The sequence below is a fragment of the Streptomyces sp. AB3(2024) genome (genome assembly GCF_041862025.1).
In the GTDB taxonomy this organism is placed as follows: Bacteria; Actinomycetota; Actinomycetes; order Streptomycetales; family Streptomycetaceae; genus Streptomyces.
Genome location: NZ_JBGWAB010000157.1, coordinates 1 through 16,728, shown reverse-complemented (window position 1 = coordinate 16,728; position 16,728 = coordinate 1). Strand labels below are relative to the sequence as shown.

Annotated in this window: 15 protein-coding genes, 7 tRNA genes and 2 pseudogenes; 11 read left to right on the top strand and 13 right to left on the bottom strand. The window is 74.5% G+C overall.

Going from position 1 to position 16,728, the window contains the following annotated elements; genetic code table 11:
• A partial coding sequence (locus ACEPPI_RS35890; RefSeq protein WP_373919443.1) for an SCO7613 C-terminal domain-containing membrane protein occupies positions 1 to 769 on the top strand: 769 nt, incomplete at its 5' end.
• A 98-nt stretch (positions 770 to 867) separates the two neighbouring features.
• On the opposite strand, the gene ACEPPI_RS35885 is transcribed toward ACEPPI_RS35890, so the two are convergent.
• Together ACEPPI_RS35885 and ACEPPI_RS35880 are read right to left on the bottom strand one after the other, a co-directional pair.
• Positions 868 to 939 (bottom strand) — tRNA-Val (locus tag ACEPPI_RS35885).
• Between the two features lie 57 nt (positions 940 to 996).
• Positions 997 to 1,434 (bottom strand): TIGR02611 family protein, encoded by a 438-nt coding sequence (locus ACEPPI_RS35880; RefSeq protein WP_373919442.1) that lies wholly within the window; start codon positions 1,432 to 1,434, stop codon positions 997 to 999.
• Positions 1,435 to 1,611: 177 nt separating this feature from the next.
• Here ACEPPI_RS35880 and ACEPPI_RS35875 point away from each other — a divergent pair, with 177 nt between their 5' ends.
• Positions 1,612 to 2,025, top strand: coding sequence for an SsgA family sporulation/cell division regulator (locus tag ACEPPI_RS35875; protein ID WP_030011909.1), 414 nt, complete (start codon positions 1,612 to 1,614; stop codon positions 2,023 to 2,025).
• Between the two features lie 213 nt (positions 2,026 to 2,238).
• Complete coding sequence (locus tag ACEPPI_RS35870; protein WP_373919441.1) at positions 2,239 to 2,865, top strand: CGNR zinc finger domain-containing protein; 627 nt, start codon at positions 2,239 to 2,241, stop codon at positions 2,863 to 2,865.
• On the opposite strand, the gene ACEPPI_RS35865 is transcribed toward ACEPPI_RS35870, so the two are convergent.
• Both ACEPPI_RS35865 and ACEPPI_RS35860 read right to left on the bottom strand, forming a co-directional pair.
• Positions 2,806 to 3,012, bottom strand: coding sequence for a hypothetical protein (locus ACEPPI_RS35865; protein WP_356221591.1), 207 nt, complete (start codon positions 3,010 to 3,012; stop codon positions 2,806 to 2,808). The genes ACEPPI_RS35870 and ACEPPI_RS35865 overlap by 60 nt on opposite strands.
• Before the next feature lie 178 nt (positions 3,013 to 3,190).
• Positions 3,191 to 3,628: a hypothetical protein gene (locus ACEPPI_RS35860; RefSeq protein ID WP_373919440.1), complete on the bottom strand. Its 438-nt coding sequence runs from the start codon at positions 3,626 to 3,628 to the stop codon at positions 3,191 to 3,193.
• Positions 3,629 to 3,780: 152 nt separating this feature from the next.
• Here ACEPPI_RS35860 and ACEPPI_RS35855 point away from each other — a divergent pair, with 152 nt between their 5' ends.
• Complete coding sequence (locus ACEPPI_RS35855; RefSeq protein ID WP_266838011.1) at positions 3,781 to 4,278, top strand: DsbA family protein; 498 nt, start codon at positions 3,781 to 3,783, stop codon at positions 4,276 to 4,278.
• Here ACEPPI_RS35855 and ACEPPI_RS35850 read toward each other — a convergent pair.
• From ACEPPI_RS35850 to ACEPPI_RS35840, 3 genes are read right to left on the bottom strand one after another with little or no spacing between them, the layout of a single operon-like run.
• Entirely contained in the window at positions 4,275 to 5,099 is an 825-nt protein-coding gene (locus ACEPPI_RS35850) for a GNAT family N-acetyltransferase (RefSeq protein ID WP_373919439.1), read from the bottom strand. The genes ACEPPI_RS35855 and ACEPPI_RS35850 overlap by 4 nt on opposite strands.
• A gap of 59 nt (positions 5,100 to 5,158) precedes the next feature.
• Complete coding sequence (locus ACEPPI_RS35845; RefSeq protein ID WP_373919438.1) at positions 5,159 to 5,980, bottom strand: aminotransferase class IV; 822 nt, start codon at positions 5,978 to 5,980, stop codon at positions 5,159 to 5,161.
• Complete coding sequence (locus tag ACEPPI_RS35840) at positions 5,977 to 7,059, bottom strand: chorismate-binding protein (protein WP_373919437.1); 1,083 nt, start codon at positions 7,057 to 7,059, stop codon at positions 5,977 to 5,979. Before ACEPPI_RS35840 ends, ACEPPI_RS35845 begins: the two co-directional genes overlap by 4 nt.
• Before the next feature lie 180 nt (positions 7,060 to 7,239).
• Between ACEPPI_RS35840 and ACEPPI_RS35835 the strand changes: the two genes are divergently transcribed.
• The 6 genes from ACEPPI_RS35835 to ACEPPI_RS35810 all read left to right on the top strand — a co-directional run bounded on the left by ACEPPI_RS35835 (position 7,240) and on the right by ACEPPI_RS35810 (position 7,818).
• Positions 7,240 to 7,312: transfer RNA gene (locus tag ACEPPI_RS35835), tRNA-Gly, on the top strand.
• Positions 7,313 to 7,353: 41 nt separating this feature from the next.
• Positions 7,354 to 7,427: transfer RNA gene (locus tag ACEPPI_RS35830), tRNA-Cys, on the top strand.
• 1 nt (position 7,428) lies between these two features.
• A tRNA-Val gene (locus ACEPPI_RS35825) sits at positions 7,429 to 7,500 on the top strand.
• Between the two features lie 19 nt (positions 7,501 to 7,519).
• Positions 7,520 to 7,591 (top strand) — tRNA-Val (locus ACEPPI_RS35820).
• A gap of 40 nt (positions 7,592 to 7,631) precedes the next feature.
• Positions 7,632 to 7,703 (top strand) — tRNA-Val (locus ACEPPI_RS35815).
• A 40-nt stretch (positions 7,704 to 7,743) separates the two neighbouring features.
• Positions 7,744 to 7,818, top strand: a tRNA-Val gene (locus tag ACEPPI_RS35810).
• A gap of 62 nt (positions 7,819 to 7,880) precedes the next feature.
• Here ACEPPI_RS35810 and ACEPPI_RS35805 read toward each other — a convergent pair.
• The 3 genes and pseudogenes from ACEPPI_RS35805 to ACEPPI_RS35795 all read right to left on the bottom strand — a co-directional run bounded on the left by ACEPPI_RS35805 (position 7,881) and on the right by ACEPPI_RS35795 (position 9,710).
• Positions 7,881 to 8,196 (bottom strand): annotated as a pseudogene (locus ACEPPI_RS35805) (zf-TFIIB domain-containing protein).
• Positions 8,197 to 8,271: 75 nt separating this feature from the next.
• Complete coding sequence (locus tag ACEPPI_RS35800; RefSeq protein WP_373919445.1) at positions 8,272 to 9,192, bottom strand: phosphotransferase family protein; 921 nt, start codon at positions 9,190 to 9,192, stop codon at positions 8,272 to 8,274.
• 308 nt (positions 9,193 to 9,500) lie between these two features.
• Complete coding sequence (locus tag ACEPPI_RS35795) at positions 9,501 to 9,710, bottom strand: hypothetical protein (protein WP_373919444.1); 210 nt, start codon at positions 9,708 to 9,710, stop codon at positions 9,501 to 9,503.
• 528 nt (positions 9,711 to 10,238) lie between these two features.
• Here ACEPPI_RS35795 and ACEPPI_RS35790 point away from each other — a divergent pair.
• Positions 10,239 to 11,420 carry a protein kinase gene (locus ACEPPI_RS35790; protein ID WP_373919436.1) on the top strand — a complete coding sequence of 394 codons (1,182 nt, stop codon included), beginning with the start codon at positions 10,239 to 10,241 and terminating at the stop codon, positions 11,418 to 11,420.
• Positions 11,421 to 11,471: 51 nt separating this feature from the next.
• Here ACEPPI_RS35790 and ACEPPI_RS35785 read toward each other — a convergent pair whose 3' ends face one another.
• The 3 genes and pseudogenes from ACEPPI_RS35785 to cobT form a co-directional block, all read right to left on the bottom strand.
• Positions 11,472 to 12,287 (bottom strand): RNA methyltransferase, encoded by an 816-nt coding sequence (locus ACEPPI_RS35785; protein ID WP_266838020.1) that lies wholly within the window; start codon positions 12,285 to 12,287, stop codon positions 11,472 to 11,474.
• A gap of 42 nt (positions 12,288 to 12,329) precedes the next feature.
• Positions 12,330 to 13,574 carry a uroporphyrinogen-III C-methyltransferase gene (cobA, locus tag ACEPPI_RS35780; RefSeq protein WP_373919435.1) on the bottom strand — a complete coding sequence of 415 codons (1,245 nt, stop codon included), beginning with the start codon at positions 13,572 to 13,574 and terminating at the stop codon, positions 12,330 to 12,332.
• Positions 13,575 to 14,005: 431 nt separating this feature from the next.
• A pseudogene (cobT, locus tag ACEPPI_RS35775) lies at positions 14,006 to 16,675 on the bottom strand (nicotinate-nucleotide--dimethylbenzimidazole phosphoribosyltransferase); the annotation flags it as partial.
• Positions 16,676 to 16,728 lie beyond the last annotated feature (53 nt).

Below are 16,728 nucleotides of genomic sequence, written 5' to 3'. Positions count from 1 at the left end.
ATCTACGGCGACGGCGGTGGCGCTGGGCGCGCCGGCGGGGCTCGCCGTGCCGTGGCGGGCGGTCGCCGTCCTGGCGGTCCCGGCCCTGGTGGCGGCGCTCGCTCCACGGCTGGGTCCGGTACGGGTCCCCTCCGAGGCGGCGGCGGGCGCGGCCGGGGTTCTCGCGGTACTCCTGGCGGCCGGGGACCGGCCGGTGCTGGCCCTGGTCCTCGCGCTGGGCGGGGTGCTGTGCGCGGGCGCCGCGGTGCGCCCGGAGCGCCGGGCGGTGGGCTGGGCCGCGGGGGTGCTGTTCGTCGCGGCCTCGTGGGTGCGGCTGGGCTCGTCGGGGGTGACGGCGGTGGAGGCGTACACGCTGCCGGTGTCGGTGCTCGCCCTGGCAGTGGGTCTGGTGCGGCGCCGCCGGGACCCGGCGGCCTCGTCCTGGGCGGCGTACGGTCCGGGGCTGGCGGCGACCCTGCTGCCGAGCGTGGTGGCCGTCTGGGGGGACCCGTACTGGCCGCGCCCGCTCCTGCTGGGCCTGGCGGCGCTGGGCCTGACCCTGGGCGGGGCGCGCCGCGGGCTGCGGGCGCCGCTGCTGCTGGGCGGGGCGACCCTGGCGGCGGTGGCCGTGCACGAGCTGGCCCCGTACGTGGTCCAGGTCGTCGGGACGCTGCCGCGCTGGCTGCCCCCGGCCCTGGCGGGTCTGCTCCTGCTGCTGGTGGGGGCGACCTACGAGAAGCGGCTGCGCGAGGCCCGCAGGTTCCGGGAGGCCATCGGCCGGCTCCGCTGAGGGAGGTCCGGCCCGGCGGGGTCCGGGTCCGGGCGGGTACGACGCGGGTACGACAGAGGCCCGGAGACTCATCCGCGTCTCCGGGCCTCTGCTCCGGGTGGGCGATACTGGGTTCGAACCAGTGACCCCTTCGGTGTGAACGAAGTGCTCTCCCACTGAGCTAATCGCCCGGACGCACCGCAAACATTACCGCATGTCAGCGGTGCTCCATGACCATCCCCGGACGGTCACTGGTCCTTCAGGTTCCACGGCGGTGTGAGGCCGTACTTCCACAGGTAGAAACCGATCAGCGCGCCCGCGATGGCCAGGCCGACGCTGGTGAGGATGATGTTGCGGCGGCGCACCTTCGGGTCGAGCGCCTTCTGTGCGGCCTCACTGACCTTGCGCTTGGTCCAGCGCAGGGCGAGGTGGGCCCAGGCGAACTCGGTGGCCCAGATCGCCAGGCCGGCGAAGATCGCCACCCAGCCCGGACCGGGCAGGACGAGCATGGCGATGCCCGCCCCGATGACGGCCAGGCCGACGATGAAGACGCCGACCTGCCAGCTCAGGTGCAGGCTGCGGTTGGCCTTGATGAACGCGGGCGCCTTCGAGACGTGCGGAGTCTCCTGGGCGGCCGGTTCGGTGGTGGCGGACTCGTCGGTCCCGCGGTCACTCCCCGTATTCATGGCTCCGAATCTACCGGAGCCGGAAGCACACGTGAATGCCGCTTTGGATCCGCCGTTCGAGGGACCCAGAGGTCCGCAAAACGGTCAGAGGGGTTTACAACGGCACCGTAGGTGGCATGTCGATTTCGCCGACGTGCGAATCCCCGAGCGCACACTGAGCGAAAGGCCCTGGCGCTTATGAACACCACGGTCAGCTGCGAGCTGCACCTGCGCCTCGTTGTGTCGAGCGAGTCCTCACTGCCTGTTCCCGCGGGCCTGCGGTATGACACGGCCGACCCCTACGCCGTGCACGCCACCTTCCACACCGGCGCCGAGGAGACGGTCGAATGGGTATTCGCCCGCGACCTCCTCGCAGAGGGCCTCCACCGGCCCACCGGAACCGGCGACGTCCGCGTCTGGCCGTCCCGCAGCCACGGTCAGGGCGTCGTGTGCATCGCCCTGAGCTCACCGGAGGGAGAAGCGCTGCTCGAAGCACCCGCCCGAGCCCTCGAATCGTTCCTCAAGCGGACGGACGCCGCGGTCCCACCCGGGACCGAACACCGGCACTTCGACCTCGACAAGGAGCTCTCCCACATCCTGGCCGAAAGCTGAGCCAGGCCTACAGCCGCTCGACACCGTCCGACTCGGGGCGACGGTGCGGGCCGGACAACCACATACGGCAGTGCCGGCGCTGTTCTCGCGGAAGCCGACCGCGAGGACGGCGCCGGTGCGCTTGGGCCCGCCCGGGGAGGTAACCGCTAGAGTCGGCCCCCCAGCGGCGGCGGCGGTCCGTCGCCGCAACGCCGGCCTCCAGGGAGCGACCCCGTGCAGATCCCCCACGACACCCGTCGCGCGCTCGACGTCGTCGTCGCGCTGGTGAACACCGCGGCCGAGCCGGACCAGCCGGACGGCCTGTCCGACGTCGTGGCACTGCGCGGCTTCGTGAAGGAGCACGCGATCAGCGACGTCGGCGAGCTCGGCGCCCGCGACCTCGCCGGCGTGCGGACCGTGCGCGGCAAGTTCGCCCAGGTCTTCGCGGCACCGAACTCCCGCGCGGCGGCAGCACTGATCAACGAACTCGTCGCCACCGCGGGCACCACCCCGCAGCTCACCGACCACGACGGCTACGACTGGCACGTGCACTACTTCGCGCCCGGCGCCTCGGTGGGCGACCATCTGGCGGCGGACGGCGGCATGGCGCTCGCCTTCATCGTGGTCTCCGGGGAGCAGGAGCGGCTGCGCCGCTGCGAGGCCCCGGACTGCCGTCGGGCCTTCGTGGACCTGTCCCGCAACCGCTCCCGCCGCTACTGCGACAGCCGGACCTGCGGGAACCGGCTGCACGTGGCCGCCTACCGGGCGCGCCGCAAGGAGGCCGACTCCCAGCCGGAGGGCTCAGAGCAGGTACAGGTCGTGGACGGCGGCGAACAGCAGCAGGCTCCCGATCACCCCTAGGAAGATCATCAGCGGGGGCTGGGACAGGGCGAAGAGGCAGCCGCGCCCCTCCGGGGAGAGCGGGGCCGGCGGGACGGCGGCCTGGGCGAGGGGGACCTCGGCGACGGAAGGGAGAGCCTGCGGCTCGTCCTGCGATGTGTCGAGCATGTCCGGGCGATGATCGCGCAGCGCATCCCGGATCGGCCCTCAACACGCCATTCGGGGAGCCGGAGTCCGCCCTCTCTCGTCAGTTCAGGTGGTTCCCCGCCACTTCTCCCCCGCTCCCGGCCGCGCGTGCGCTATGGCCTCGGGAAGGCTTCCGGCGCCGCACCGCGTCACCACGGCATCAGATGCCGTGCTTCTTGAGGATGGCCTCGATGTCGGAGAAGTCCTCGGCCGGGGGCGCTGCGGCGGCCGGCGCGGAACCGGTACGGGCTCCGGTGCCGAGGGAGGGGGCGGAGGCGGCGGGGGCCACGGCCTCCGGGGCCGAACCTCCCCGGGCCGCCTTCGCGGGCCGCTCCCCGCCGAGGCCCCGGCGCTCCACGGCCCGGGTGGTCACGAGGAGCAGCCAGGCCAGACCCAGCAGCCCGAAGCCGAGCCAGACGGACGGCTTGAAGACGATCCCGGACAGCCACTCCACCACGCCGGTCATCACCAGTCCCACCGGCACCAGGGAGTACGCCGCGATGCGCGTGGCGGTCAGGAAGCGCCTGCGGTACGCGGTCACCGCGGCGATGCCCAGTCCCGCGGCGGACACCGCGGAGCATATGGTTTCGGCGAGCATGCGGTCCTCCGACCCTGGACGGATGGGCGATCTGTCCCTTCCATCCTGCACCGGCGGATGCCGTCGGGGCCACGTCCGGGGGCCTCCGGCGCGGATCTCCGGGACATCTCGGGGTCGGATCTCCTCCCCGGGGGGTCTGGGAGACTGTCCGCATGACCGATTCCGTGATCCTCGACGTCTGGTGCGAACTCCAGTGCCCGGACTGCCACAGCGCTCTGGACGACGTGCGCGCCCTGCGGGCCCGCTACGGCGACCGGCTGGACATCCGGCTGCGCCACTTCCCCCTGGAGAAGCACAAGCACGCCTTCGCCGCCGCGCAGGCCGCCGAGGAGGCCGCGGAGCAGGGCAAGGGCTGGCCGTACGCGGAGGCCGTCCTGGCCCGCACCGCCGAGCTCGGTGAGCGCGGCGAGGCCGTCCTGCTGGACGTGGCGCGCGAACTCGGCCTGGATGCGGAGGAGTTCGACACCGCGCTGATCGACGGCCGGCACATCCTGATCGTCGACGCCGACCAGGCCGAGGGCAAGGCCATCGGCGTGACCGGCACCCCGACCTACGTGATCGACGGCGAGCGCCTCGACGGCGGCAAGAGCCAGGAGGGCCTGCGCGCCCGCATCGAGGAGATCGCGGACCGGCTCCTCGCCGCCTCCTAGATCAGCTCCTTCGCGTAGTTGAAGTGGGTCGCCCGGTAGCCGAGGGACTCGTACAGGCGCAGCGCCGGGGTGTTGCCGGCGAAGACGTGGAGGGCGAGGCGGCGGTGCCCGGCGGCCAGGGCGGCGCGCTCCGCGAGGAGCATCAGGTCGCGCCCGTAGCCGTGCCCACGGTGTTCCCCGGCGACCTCGACGTCGAAGACGTACGCGCCCTCCGCGCCCCCGGAGACCCAGACGTGCCCGACGGGGACGCCGGCCGCCTCCAGGACGGTGAAGGTCACTCCGGGGGTGTCCGGACCCAGCGGGAGCTGAGCGTCGTGGTCGGCCCGCGCCTTGTTGCGGGCCGCTTCGGGCTCCATGCCCCGCCCGGTCCAGCTCGCGGCGTACGCCTCGCGGGCCCGCACGTCCCAGGCCGCGTACTCGGCGCCCGTCATCGGGCGGCCCCGTACCCCGGCGGAGAGGGCGGGCGGGTCGGCCGGGAGGTCCTTGGCCATGTTGCGGCCCTGCTCGACGTAGCCCAGGGCCGCGGCCAGCCGCAGCCCGCCGGGCGAGCCGGCCGGTACGCAGATCCGCACCCGGCGGCAGCCCCAGCCGCGCAGCACCTCCTCGGCGGCGAGCGCGGCGACGGTGGCGCGGCCCCGGAGACGGTCGCGTTCGTCGATGGCCAGGTCGCGGATCTCCCCCACGGCCGGCCCGAAGGGGGTGTCCGCGGCGATCAGCAGCGCCCCCACACGCCTGCTGTTGACGCGGACCTCGTAGGGGCGCGAGCGGGCACCGTCCGCGCTCTGCCGGAGCGGCCCCGAGGGCCGCAGGGTGGTGGTCATCCGTCGAGTTCTACCCGCCCCGCGGCCCCGTGACTACGGGCCGTGCCCGCCGGTCCCGCTCAGGGGTCGATGTCGGAGGCGGCCCGCTCCTCGAAGATCCGCATCGCCTTGCCGGTGACCGGGCCCGGGGCGGCGGCCAGGGTGCGACCGTCGACGCGGTGGACGGCCTGTACGTCGCGCAGCGTCGAGGTCAGGAAGACCTCCTCGGCGCGCTCCAGCGCGTCGAAGGGCAGGTCGGTCTCCTTGGCGCCGGTCCATTCGACGGCCAGCGCCCGGGTGATGCCGGCGAGGCAGCCCGAGACCAGGGGCGGGGTGTACAGCTCGCCGTCGAGGACGACGAAGACGTTGGAGCCGGTGCCCTCGCAGAGCTGCCCGACGGTGTTGGCGAACAGGGCCTCCGAGGCCCCCTGCCCGTGCGCTCTGGCCAGGGCCACCACGTTCTCGGCGTAGGAGGTGGTCTTCAGACCGGCCACCGCGGAGCGCTCGTTGCGCACCCAGGGCACGGTGATCACCGCGGTGGTGTCGGGGCGGCGGACGGTCTCCCCGATGGCGACGGTCAGCGTGGGTCCGCTGTCGCCCCGCTCGGAGCCGAGCGGGGAGAGGCCGCCGGTGTAGGTGATCCGGAGCCGGCCGAGCGGCACGGGGTGCTCGGCCACCACGGCGGCGCAGGCGCGGCGCACCTCGTCGAGGTCCGGGTCGGGCAGGCCGAGGCCGCGGGCCGAGCGGGTCAGCCGGTCCAGGTGGCGGGTGAGCGCGAAGAGGGTCCCGTCCTGGGCCTTGACCGTCTCGAAGACCCCGTCCCCCACGGTGAGCCCGTGGTCGAGTACGGACACCTTCGCCTCGTGGTCGTCCCGCAGTGTTCCGTCGAGCCAGATCCTCACCGTACGGTTCCTCCACTCAGGTCGCGGGCCCCGTTCGGGCCCGGCTCTCGCACCCCCGACGCTAGCGCGACCAGCCGGGCCGCCTTGAGCTCGGTCTCGGCCCACTCCCGCTCGGGGTCGGAACCCCAGGTGATGCCCGCTCCGGTCCCGAAGCACAGGCGGGGGCCGCCGGGGGCCGTGCGGTCGATCCAGAAGGTGCGGATGCCGACGGCCAGGGCGGCGGTGCCCCGGTCCGCGTCCACCCAGCCGATGCCGCCGCAGTAGGGGCCGCGCGGGACGGTCTCCAGTTCGTCGATGATCCGCAGGGCGGAGGACTTGGGCGCGCCGGTGACCGAGCCGGGCGGGAAGGTGGCGGCGAGCAGCTCCGGCCAGCCCGCGCCCTCGGCGAGTTCCCCGCTGACGGTGGAGACCAGGTGGACGAGGCCGGGGTGCTCCTCCACGGCGCACAGCTCCGGGACGGTGACCGAGCCGGTCGCGCAGACCCGGCCCAGGTCGTTGCGGACCAGGTCCACGATCATCACGTTCTCGGCGTGGTCCTTGGGCAGGAGATCGGCCACCGTACGGCCGGTGCCCTTGATGGGGCCGGACTCGATGCGGCGGCCGTGGCGGCTCAGGTAGAGCTCCGGGGAGGCGCTGGCGATCTCCACGCCGTGGGCCGGCAGACGAATCGTTCCTGCGTACGGGGCGGGGTTCCCGCGCGCGAGCAGGGCGGTCAGGGCGTCCACGTCGGCCCGCGCGGGGTCCGGCAGCGGTGCGGACATCACGCGGCACAGGTTGGCCTGGTAGACCTCGCCCGCCTCGATGTACGCGCGTATCCGGCGCACGCCCGCGACGTACGCGCCGCGGTCGAGCGAGGAGGACCAGCGGCCGGCGGCCGGGCCCGACCAGGCCCCGGGCACGGGGGCCGGGACGGGGTCGGGACGCACGTCCCCGAAGCGCGCGCAGACCAGCCGGCCTTCGAAGTCGGCGGTCACCGCCCAGAAGCCGGAGGAGTCGAGGGCCGAGGGGTCACCGGTGACGTCACGGAGGTCGGTCGCGAGGAGGCCGCCGAAGCGGGCCAGGGGAGGCAGGTCGTGCACGGCTGCGAGTCTATGACCGGTGACGCGATGGCGCCGGTGAGGTGGCCGCCGGGTGACCGGTGGTGATCGGGCCACAGCACGCTGCGGAAACGCATTTTTGAGCTGGCCCGGGAATCCGCTAGAGTTCAACACGTCGCCAGGGAGCGAAGGGGAAAAACCCCGGAGCGAACACGGTGACCTGCGGACGTAGCTCAGTTGGTAGAGCACCACCTTGCCAAGGTGGATGTCGCGAGTTCGAGTCTCGTCGTCCGCTCGTAGTAGGGGATTTCTTCCCGAGAACCCCTACGGCTCCATGGTGGAGTGGCCGAGAGGCGAGGCAACGGCCTGCAAAGCCGTCTACACGGGTTCAAATCCCGTCTCCACCTCCAAGGACGATTAGCTCAGCGGGAGAGCGCTTCCCTGACACGGAAGAGGTCACTGGTTCAATCCCAGTATCGTCCACTGATCCGCAAGGATCCCCGCGCGATTAGCTCAGCGGGAGAGCGCTTCCCTGACACGGAAGAGGTCACTGGTTCAATCCCAGTATCGCGCACGCAGCACACGCACCACCTGCGGTTTCACACTGCGGCCCCGCGCGATTAGCTCAGCGGGAGAGCGCTTCCCTGACACGGAAGAGGTCACTGGTTCAATCCCAGTATCGCGCACGCAGCACACGCACCACCTGCGGTTTCACACTGCGGCCCCGCGCGATTAGCTCAGCGGGAGAGCGCTTCCCTGACACGGAAGAGGTCACTGGTTCAATCCCAGTATCGCGCACCACCTCCGGAAGCCCCGGCCGTTCCCACGGCCGGGGCTTCCGCGTTGCCGGGTGCCGGCCGGCCTCAGGAGGAGAAGAGCATCCGGCCGAATCCGCCCTTGTGGTGGCCGTGGTGTCCGTGGTCGTGACCGTGTCCGTGGCCGCCGTTGCGGGGCGCCCCAGGCCGGGGCCGGAGCCACGTGGGCCGGGTACGGGGCCGGCGGCGCGGCGGGCGGCGGGACCTGGCCGTACTGCTGTGCCGTGTACTGGGACTCCAGGCGGGTCAGCGCCTCCAGCTCGCCGTAGTCGAGGAAGATGCCGCGGCAGCCGCTGCACTGCTCGATCTGGACGCCGTTGCGGTTGTAGGTGTGCATCATCGCGTGACACTTCGGACACTGCATGACCGGATCAACTCCTCGCCGTTCGCGTCGGCGCCGGATGCGTACCCGGCGCCTCCCGCTCACCCTACGACGGGGTCAGGGCTCCAACTCGGCCCGGAATGTAGCCATTCGGACACAGGAATCCAGCATCAGCCGCTCCCCCTCGTCCAGCGGGCGGCGGGCGGGTGCCGCCTTGGCGAGGGCGAGGGCCGCCGTCTGTACGGTCAGCGCCCGTGCGGCCAGGTCGAGTTCCGGCCAGGGGTCGCTGCCGGGCGGGCCGGCGGCCGGGCCGCCCGCGGCCCGGTAGGCGTCGAGGAAGCGCAGCCAGGCCTCCGGGGCGAGGATCCCGGCCGCGTACCAGGCGGCCGGGCGGGCCAGGTCCCAGGCGGGCGCGCCGAGACCGAGATCGTCGACGTCGATGAGCCGCCAGGGGCCGTCGGGGACGGGGTGGCGGACGAGCTGCCCGAGGTGCAGGTCGCCGTGGCACAGCACCGCTGCCCCGGCCGGGGGGACCCCCTCCCCGCGGGCCCAGTCCGGGAGGGTCGCGGCGGCGGCGCGGACCGCCCGGACCCCGTCCGGGTCGGACTGCGGGGCCCTGGTCAGCCGGCGCAGGGCGCGGGCCACCTTGGCCGGGCCGCGCATCGGCGGGAGGGGTCCGGGCAGGTCCCGGAGCTCGGTCCGGTGCAGGGCCGCGAGCAGCCGGGCGGCCTCCTCCCAGGGGGCGTCCTCGGGGCGCGCCGGATCCACGGGGGTCCCGTAGGGCCACAGCGAGACGGTGCGGCCGTGGACGGCCCCGGTGCGCAGCGGGGGCAGCAGCACTCCGGCGAGGGATCCGGAGCCCGCGACGCGGATGCGGGCCGCGAGGGCCTCCGGGTCGCTGCCGGGGGCGTGCGCCTTGGCCACGGCGTCCCCGCAGCGCACGACCGTCCCGTCGGGCCGGTCGGCGAGGAGGACGTAGGGCTGCGCGGGGCCACCGCGGGCCCAGGCGGCGAGGGCCGCGGGCAGCGGGGCAGGCAGCGGCAGTGCGCTCACGCGGCGGCCGCGGCGCGCGGCGGCGTGCCGCGGCGAGGGGGGTGCGCCGCCTCCCCGTCGTGGGCGTGCGTGCTCGTGGGGTCGTGGTCCGCGTCCGCCATGGGCCTCTCCTTCGCTCGGGACGAGGCTACGGGGGGCGGGGGCGGGACGAAAGAAAGGGTGCTGCCCGTCCGACTCCCCAGTCGTACGGGCAGCACCCTTCACCTGCCGTCCGTCGTCGATCCCCCGTCCCCACGGGGATTCGACAGGCCGATGCCCCGGTCCGGGCCGCTCTCCCGGACCCGGGGCGCCGCTCAGCGCCCCAGCATCACGCCAACGGACGACGCCTGTGCCGCCACCTGGTCGAAACCTCCGAAGAGGAAGAGCAGGAGGGCGGCCAGGGGGAGGACCATCGCCGCGGCCACCAGCGGGTGGCGCGTACCGGACTCACGGCTGTTGAACGCGAATGCCTTGCGTCCCTGCCGGGCGATGTCCGCCATGGTCCTCTCCCTGTCGTCTGGCAGCGGCGGGTTCGTGACCTCGGGGGACGAGTGCGCCACCCGCCGCTTGTCTTCAACACTAGGTGCGCGGAAGGCCCCTGGCCTCATGCCCTCGTACCCTTTGCCGGGCCTCCGCGAGGATGACGAGGGCCTCCCCGGAGTACTCCCCTGGGTGGAGACCGCTTCCCCGTCATGGGGGACTTCCCGGAGGGGATGACCGGAGGGTAGTGACTTCGCTCACTTCCGTCACTCCCCGCACACGCGTGCCCGCGTGCGGGCGGTTGACCGCGTCACCCGGCGGCTCCCGCCGCTCCCCCGCCGGGACGAGCTCGTACGGGGCCGCCGTCGGCTCCAATCCCCTTGACGCGAGGGCCGTTTGGGCGCCGGGTCCGATGCGGGTCCGGGGGCGGCGGCCGGGGGCTGCACACCCTCAAGTGGCCTGCCCCGTACTGAGGATCGAATCCTCCGGCGAGGGCGCGGCCTCTGAGCGCTCTTGCCGGATGGTCCGTAAGCTGTGCCAGGTCAACAGGACGACCGGTCAGCGGGGTGGACATGGCGATGATGCGGCTCCGGCGCGAGGACCCGCGTGTCGTCGGCTCGTTCAGACTGCACCGCAGGCTCGGCGCGGGCGGCATGGGCGTGGTCTACCTGGGGTCCGACCGGCGCGGTCAGCGCGTCGCCCTGAAGGTGATCCGGCCCGACCTGGCCGAGGACCAGGAGTTCCGCTCCCGCTTCGCGCGCGAGGTGTCCGCCGCCCGGCGGATCCGCGGCGGGTGCACCGCGCGGCTGGTTGCCGCCGACCTGGAGGCCGAGCGCCCCTGGTTCGCCACGCAGTACGTGCCCGGACCCTCGCTGCACGACAAGGTGGCCGAGGAAGGCCCCCTGACCGCCGCGCAGATCGCCGCCATCGGCGCCGCGCTCTCCGAGGGCCTCGTCGCCGTGCACGAGGCGGGCGTGGTCCACCGCGACCTCAAGCCCTCGAACATCCTGTTGTCCCCCAAGGGCCCGCGGATCATCGACTTCGGCATCGCCTGGGCGACCGGGGCGAGCACCCTGACCCATGTGGGGACCGCCGTCGGCTCCCCCGGCTTCCTCGCCCCCGAGCAGGTGCGCGGCGCCGCCGTCACCCCCGCCACCGACGTCTTCGCGCTCGGCGCCACCCTCGCCTACGCGGCCACCGCCGACTCCCCGTTCGGGCACGGCAGTTCCGAGGTCATGCTGTACCGGGTGGTGCACGAGGAGCCCCACCTGGTCGGCGTACCGGACGCCCTCGCGCCGCTGGTCCGGGCCTGCCTGGCCAAGGACCCCGAGGAGCGGCCGACGACCCTGCAGCTGTCGATGCGGCTGAAGGAGATCGCGGCCCGCGAGGCGCAGGGGCTGGGCGACGCCCGGCCGCCGGTGCAGCGGCCGCGGCCCGACCGGCCGGTGGGGCGGCTCGCCGACCAGACCGCCCTCTACACCGAGCAGAGCAGCGTGGACCGGCGCACCCCGGGCGCCGGCACGCCCGCCCCCAGGGCGCAGGCCCCGCAGGGCGGACCCCAGTCGCGGCCCTCGTCCCCGCGCAATCCCGGTTCCACCGCCGGGCGTACGGGCGGCCGTCCGGCTCCGCGGACCACCGGCACGGGGCGCCGGCCCTCGCGGCCGGACCCGAAGCTGATGCGGCAGCGGCTGATCGTGTTCGTCGTGGTGACGCTGCTGGTGGCGCTGGGCATCGCCCTGGCGCAGAAGATCTAGGGCCGCGGCAGCGGGCGCCGGCCCCCGACGGGGGTCCGGCACCCGGACGGGTCAGGCCCGGTGGCCGCCGGCCACCGCGTAGAAGGCGACGGCCGCGGCCGCGCCCACGTTGAGCGAGTCCACGCCGTGCGCCATGGGGATGCGCACCCACTCGTCGGCGGCGACCAGCGCCTGCGTGGACAGGCCGTCGCCCTCCGCTCCGAGCATCAGCGCGACCCGTTCGAGGGACTGCGGAGCGGCCTCGTCGATCGGCGAGGCCTTCTCGTGCGGGGTGAGGGCGAGGAGCTTGAAGCCCGCCTCCCGCACCGAGTCCAGGCTCTTGGGCCAGGCGTCGAGGCGGGCGTACGGGACGGAGAACACCGCGCCCATGGAGACCTTCACCGAGCGGCGGTAGAGCGGGTCCGCGCAGTCGGGCGACAGCAGCACCGCGTCCATGCCGAGGGCGGCGGCGCTGCGGAAGATGGCTCCGATGTTGGTGTGGTCGTTGACCGCCTCCATGACGGCCACCCGGCGGGCCGACGCGAGCAGGTCCTGCGCCGTGGGCAGCGGCTTGCGCTGCATGGAGGCGAGGGCGCCGCGGTGCACGTGGTAGCCGGTGACGCGTTCGGCGAGCTCCGGGCTGACGGCGTACACCGGGGCGGGGAGCTCGTCGATGACGTCGCGCATGACGTCGACCCACTTGGCGGAGAGCAGCATGGAGCGCATCTCGTAGCCGGCGTCCTTGGCCCGTCTGATGACCTTCTCGCCCTCGGCGATGAAGAGGCCCTCGGCGGGCTCGCGGCGGCGCCGCAGCTCCACGTCGGTCAGGCCCGTGTAGTCGCGCAGGCGGGGGTCGTCGGGGTCTTCGACGGTGATGAGATCAGCCACAGGGTGATACTGCCTTGTCGTGGGTGTGGTGCCAACGGCCTGTCAGGCGTCGGTGGCGGGAAGCGCGTCGGGCGGGTTCACGCGGACGACCTCGCCGATGACGATCACGGCCGGCGGGCGGACCTCCTCGGCGCGCACGGTCTCACCGACCGTGGCGAGGGTGGCGTCCACCCGGCGCTGGGTGGCCGTGGTGCCCTCCTGGACGACCGCGACCGGGGTGTCGGCGGAGCGGCCGTGGCGGATCAGGGCCTCGGCGATCAGGCCGATCTTGTCGACGCCCATGAGGATCACCAGGGTGCCGGTGAGCTTCGCGAGGGAGGCCCAGTCCACCAGGGAGCGCGGGTCGTCGGGGCCGACGTGTCCGCTGACCACGGTGAACTCGTGCGCCACCCCGCGGTGGGTGACGGGGATCCCGGCGGCGCTCGGCACCGAGATGGAGCTGGAGATGCCGGGGACGACCGTGCAGGGGATGCCGTGCTCGGCGAGGGCCTGCAGCTCCTCCATGCCACGGCCGAAGACGTACGGGTCCCCGCCCTTGAGCCGGACGACGGCCTTGCCCGCCTTGGCGTGCTCGATCAGGGCGTTGTTGATGGCCTCCTGGGCCATGAACCGGCCGTACGGGATCTTCGCCGCGTCGATGACCTCGACGTGCGGCGGGAGTTCGTCCAGGAGGTCGCGGGGGCCGAGCCGGTCGGCGATGACCACGTCGGCCTCGGCGAGCAGGCGGCGGCCGCGCACGGTGATCAGGTCCGGGTCGCCGGGGCCGCCGCCGACGAGGGCGACGCCGGGGGTGCTCTTGTGGCGGTGCGCGGGGGCGGTGAGGGTGCCGTCGCGCAGGCCCTCGACGACCGCGTCGCGGACGGCGGCCGAACGGCGGGGGTCGTTGCCGGTCAGCACGGCGACGGTGACGCCCTCGATGCGGCCGGTGGCGGGGGTCCAGGCGGTGGCGGCGGAGGCGTCGTCGGCGCGCACGCACCAGACGCGCTCGCGCTCGGCCTCGGCGGAGGCCCGCTCGTTGTCCTCGCGGTTCTGGGTGGCGATCAGGGCGTACCAGGCGTCGGCGAGGTCGCCCTCCCGGTAGCGGCGGCGCTCCCAGCGGATCTCGCCGGTCTCCGCCATCGCGTCCACGGAGGGGGTCGCGGAAGGGGAGATCAGCAGGACGTCGGCGCCGGCCGCGATGAGGGCGGGCAGGCGGCGCTGGGCGACCTGACCGCCGCCGATGACGACGACGCGGCGCCCGGCCAGGCGGAGTCCTACGGGGTAGGCGGGGTATGCCGGGTTTGCCATGGCGGTTGCGGCTCCTGGTGCGGCGAGGGGTCGGCGGGGCCGCTGCTGCGCTGGAGCGGCGTGGCGGGCGGCGTGCGGATGCCCGTCCGGGACCACGATACGACCCATCCGGGGCGGTGGTCCCTGCGGGGGCTGCGCGGGCTTGGGGGGGGGCTGCCGCTGCGCGGGGCTGGGTCCCCTACCCGCCCTTCGCCCTTTCCCCGGGCTCCGCCCGGACCCCTTCGGGGGCTCCGCCCGGACCCCCGCGCCTCAAACTCCCCCAGCTACCGCTGGGAGGTGCCCCCTGGCGGGGCTGGATTTGCGCCCGGCGGAGGCTGGATTGCCCGCAGGGCGATTCCAGCCCCGCCGGCGCTTGAGGCGCGGGCGCGGAGCGCCGTGCAGTGAGCCGCGCCGGCGTTTGAGGCGGGAACGGAGGAAGGTCGGGGAGGGGGTTACTTCTCGGTGACGCCCGCCGAGTCGAAGGTGGCCACCTCGTGCATGGCGCGCGCCGCACTCTGGACCAGCGGCAGCGCCAGGAGCGCGCCCGTGCCCTCGCCGAGGCGGAGGTCCAGGTCGACCAGGGGACGCAGGCCGAGCTTGTTCAGGGCCGCCACGTGACCCGGCTCCGCGCTGCGGTGGCCCGCGATGCAGGCCGACAGGGACTCCGGGGCGATGGCGCGGGCCACGAGGGCGGCCGCGCCGGCACTCACGCCGTCCAGGATGACCGGGGTGCGCAGGGAGGCCCCGCCCAGGAGGAGGCCGACGATCGCCGCGTGCTCCAGGCCGCCGATGGCCGCCAGGACGCCGATCGGGTCGGCCGGGTCGGGCTGGTGGAGTTCCAGGGCCCGGCGGACGACCTCGACCTTGCGGGCGTGGGTCTCGTCGTTGATGCCGGTGCCCCGGCCGGTGACCTCCGCGGGGTCGACGCCCGTGAAGACCGAGATGAGCGCGGCCGAGACCGTGGTGTTGGCGATGCCCATCTCGCCCGTGAGCAGGGCCTTGTTGCCGGCGGCGACCAGGTCGCGGGCCGTCTCGATGCCGACCTCGATGGCCGCGATCGCTTCTTCGCGGGTCATGGCCGGGCCGGTGGAGAGGTCGGCCGTGCCGGGACGGACCTTGCGCGGCAGCAGGCCGGTGGTGGCGGGGAGGTCCCCGGCCACGCCGACGTCGATGACGCAGACCTCGGCGCCGACCTGGTTGGCGAAGGCGTTGCAGACCGCGCCGCCGCCGAGGAAGTTCGCCACCATCTGCGTGGTGACCTCCTGCGGCCAGGGGGTGACTCCCTGGGCGTGGACGCCGTGGTCGCCCGCGAAGATCGCGACGGCGGCCGGCTCCGGGATGGGCGGCGGGCAGACCCGGGAGAGGCCGGCCAGCTGGGCGGAGATGATCTCCAGCATGCCCAGGGCCCCGGCGGGCTTCGTCATGCGCTTCTGCCGCTCCCAGGCCTCGCCCAGCGCCTTGGCGTCGAGCGGGCGGATGCTGGCGACGGTCTCGGAGAGCAGGTCGTGCGGCTCCTCGCCGGGCAGCGCGCGGCGTCCGTACGTCTCCTCGTGGACCACCCACGCGAGCGGACGGCGCTGCGACCAGCCGGCCTGCGCCAGCTCGGGCTCCTCCGGAAACTCGTCGACGTAGCCGACGCACAGGTAGGCGACGACCTCCAGGTGCTCCGGCAGTCCGAGGGCGCGGACCATCTCGCGCTCGTCGAAGAAGCTGACCCAGCCCACGCCGAGGCCCTCGGCGCGCGCGGCGAGCCAGAGGTTCTCGACCGCGAGGGCGGAGGAGTACGGGGCCATCTGCGGCTGGGTGTGCCGGCCGAGGGTGTGGCGGCCGCCGCGGGTGGGGTCGGCGGTGACGACGATGTTCACCGGGGTGTCGAGGATGGCCTCGATCTTGAGTTCCTTGAACTGCTTCGCCCGGCCCTTGGGCAGCGACTTGGCGTAGGCCTCGCGCTGGCGCTGGGCGAGCTCGTGCATCGTCCGGCGGGTCTCGGCGGAGCGGATGACCACGAAGTCCCAGGGCTGGGAGTGACCCACGCTGGGCGCGTGGTGCGCGGCCTCCAGGACGCGGAGCAGCACCTCGTGCGGGATGGGGTCGGTACGGAAGCCGTTGCGGATGTCGCGGCGCTCGCGCATGACGCGCAGGACGGCCTCGCGCTCGGCGTCGTCGTACGCGGGGGCGGGCTCGCCCACGGAGACGGCTTCGGGTGCCTGCGCGGCGTCGGCGGGCTCGGTGGCGTCGGCGGCGATGGCATCCGGGACGGTGGTGTCCGGGGCGTCGGCCTCGGGGGCGGACGCGGCGACCGGTTCGACGGCTTCGGCCGGTGCGGCCTCCGCCTCGGCCGGGGCGGAGGCCTGCGCCTCGGGCTCCGCCGGCACGTCGGCCGGTGCGGCTGCCTCGACGGGGGCCTGAACCGTTTCTGCAGGGGCCTCCGCGACGGGCTCGGCGGCCGGGGTCCCGGCGGCCTCAGCGGCCTCAGCGGCCTCGGGGAGCACCGGCTCGGCCTCGGCGGGAGCCTGGGCGGCCTCGGGGGCCACCGGCTCGGCCGGGACCTCCACGGCGGCCGGCACCTCGGCCGGGACCTCCACGGCGGCCGGCGCTTCGGCCGGGACCTCCACGGCGGCCGGCGCCTCGGGAACGTCCGGGGCCGGCGGCTGCGGGGCGTCGGCGGGCTCCTGGGCCTCCGGGACGGCTTCGGCGGCCACCTCGGCGGCGACGGGCACCGCGGCGGGCTAGGGGGCCTCGGCGGACGGCTGGGCCTCCGGCTGCGCCACGGGCTCCGCGGACGGCTCCACGGGGGCGGGCGCGGCAGCGGCGGTGGGGGCGGCGGCGGCGGCGGCGGCCGGAACGGGCTCGGCCGTCCACGGCGTGCCGGGCTGCGCCGGGATCTCGGCGGCCTGCGCCACCGGCTGTGGGGCGTCCAGGTACTCGGGACCCGTGGCCGGAGCACCGGGCTGCTGCACCGCAACGGCGACCGGCTCCTGCGCCACCGGCGCACCGGCGGCGTCGGGCACGGCCACGGCGACGGCGACCGGCACGGCGACCGGCTCGGCGACGGCGACCGGCACGGCGGCGGGCTCCGCCACCGGCCCGGCGGCGGGCTGCTCCTCGGGGCAGGCCGGAGAGTGCGGCGTACACCTGCGCCAGCCCCGCCCGCTTGTCGAGCGGGCTGGTCAGT

What these genes read in the sequence shown, in the direction of transcription:
- ACEPPI_RS35850 (WP_373919439.1), bottom strand. Translation starts at nt 5,099, where the DNA reads ATGACCACCACCCTGCGGCCCTCGGGGCCGCTCCGGCAGAGCGCGGAC.
- ACEPPI_RS35875 (WP_030011909.1), top strand. Translation starts at nt 1,612, where the DNA reads ATGAACACCACGGTCAGCTGCGAGCTGCACCTGCGCCTCGTTGTGTCG.
- ACEPPI_RS35860 (WP_373919440.1), bottom strand. Translation starts at nt 3,628, where the DNA reads ATGCTCGCCGAAACCATATGCTCCGCGGTGTCCGCCGCGGGACTGGGC.
- ACEPPI_RS35865 (WP_356221591.1), bottom strand. Translation starts at nt 3,012, where the DNA reads ATGCTCGACACATCGCAGGACGAGCCGCAGGCTCTCCCTTCCGTCGCC.
- cobA (WP_373919435.1), bottom strand. Translation starts at nt 13,574, where the DNA reads ATGGCAAACCCGGCATACCCCGCCTACCCCGTAGGACTCCGCCTGGCC.
- ACEPPI_RS35855 (WP_266838011.1), top strand. Translation starts at nt 3,781, where the DNA reads ATGACCGATTCCGTGATCCTCGACGTCTGGTGCGAACTCCAGTGCCCG.
- ACEPPI_RS35880 (WP_373919442.1), bottom strand. Translation starts at nt 1,434, where the DNA reads ATGAATACGGGGAGTGACCGCGGGACCGACGAGTCCGCCACCACCGAA.
- ACEPPI_RS35790 (WP_373919436.1), top strand. Translation starts at nt 10,239, where the DNA reads ATGGCGATGATGCGGCTCCGGCGCGAGGACCCGCGTGTCGTCGGCTCG.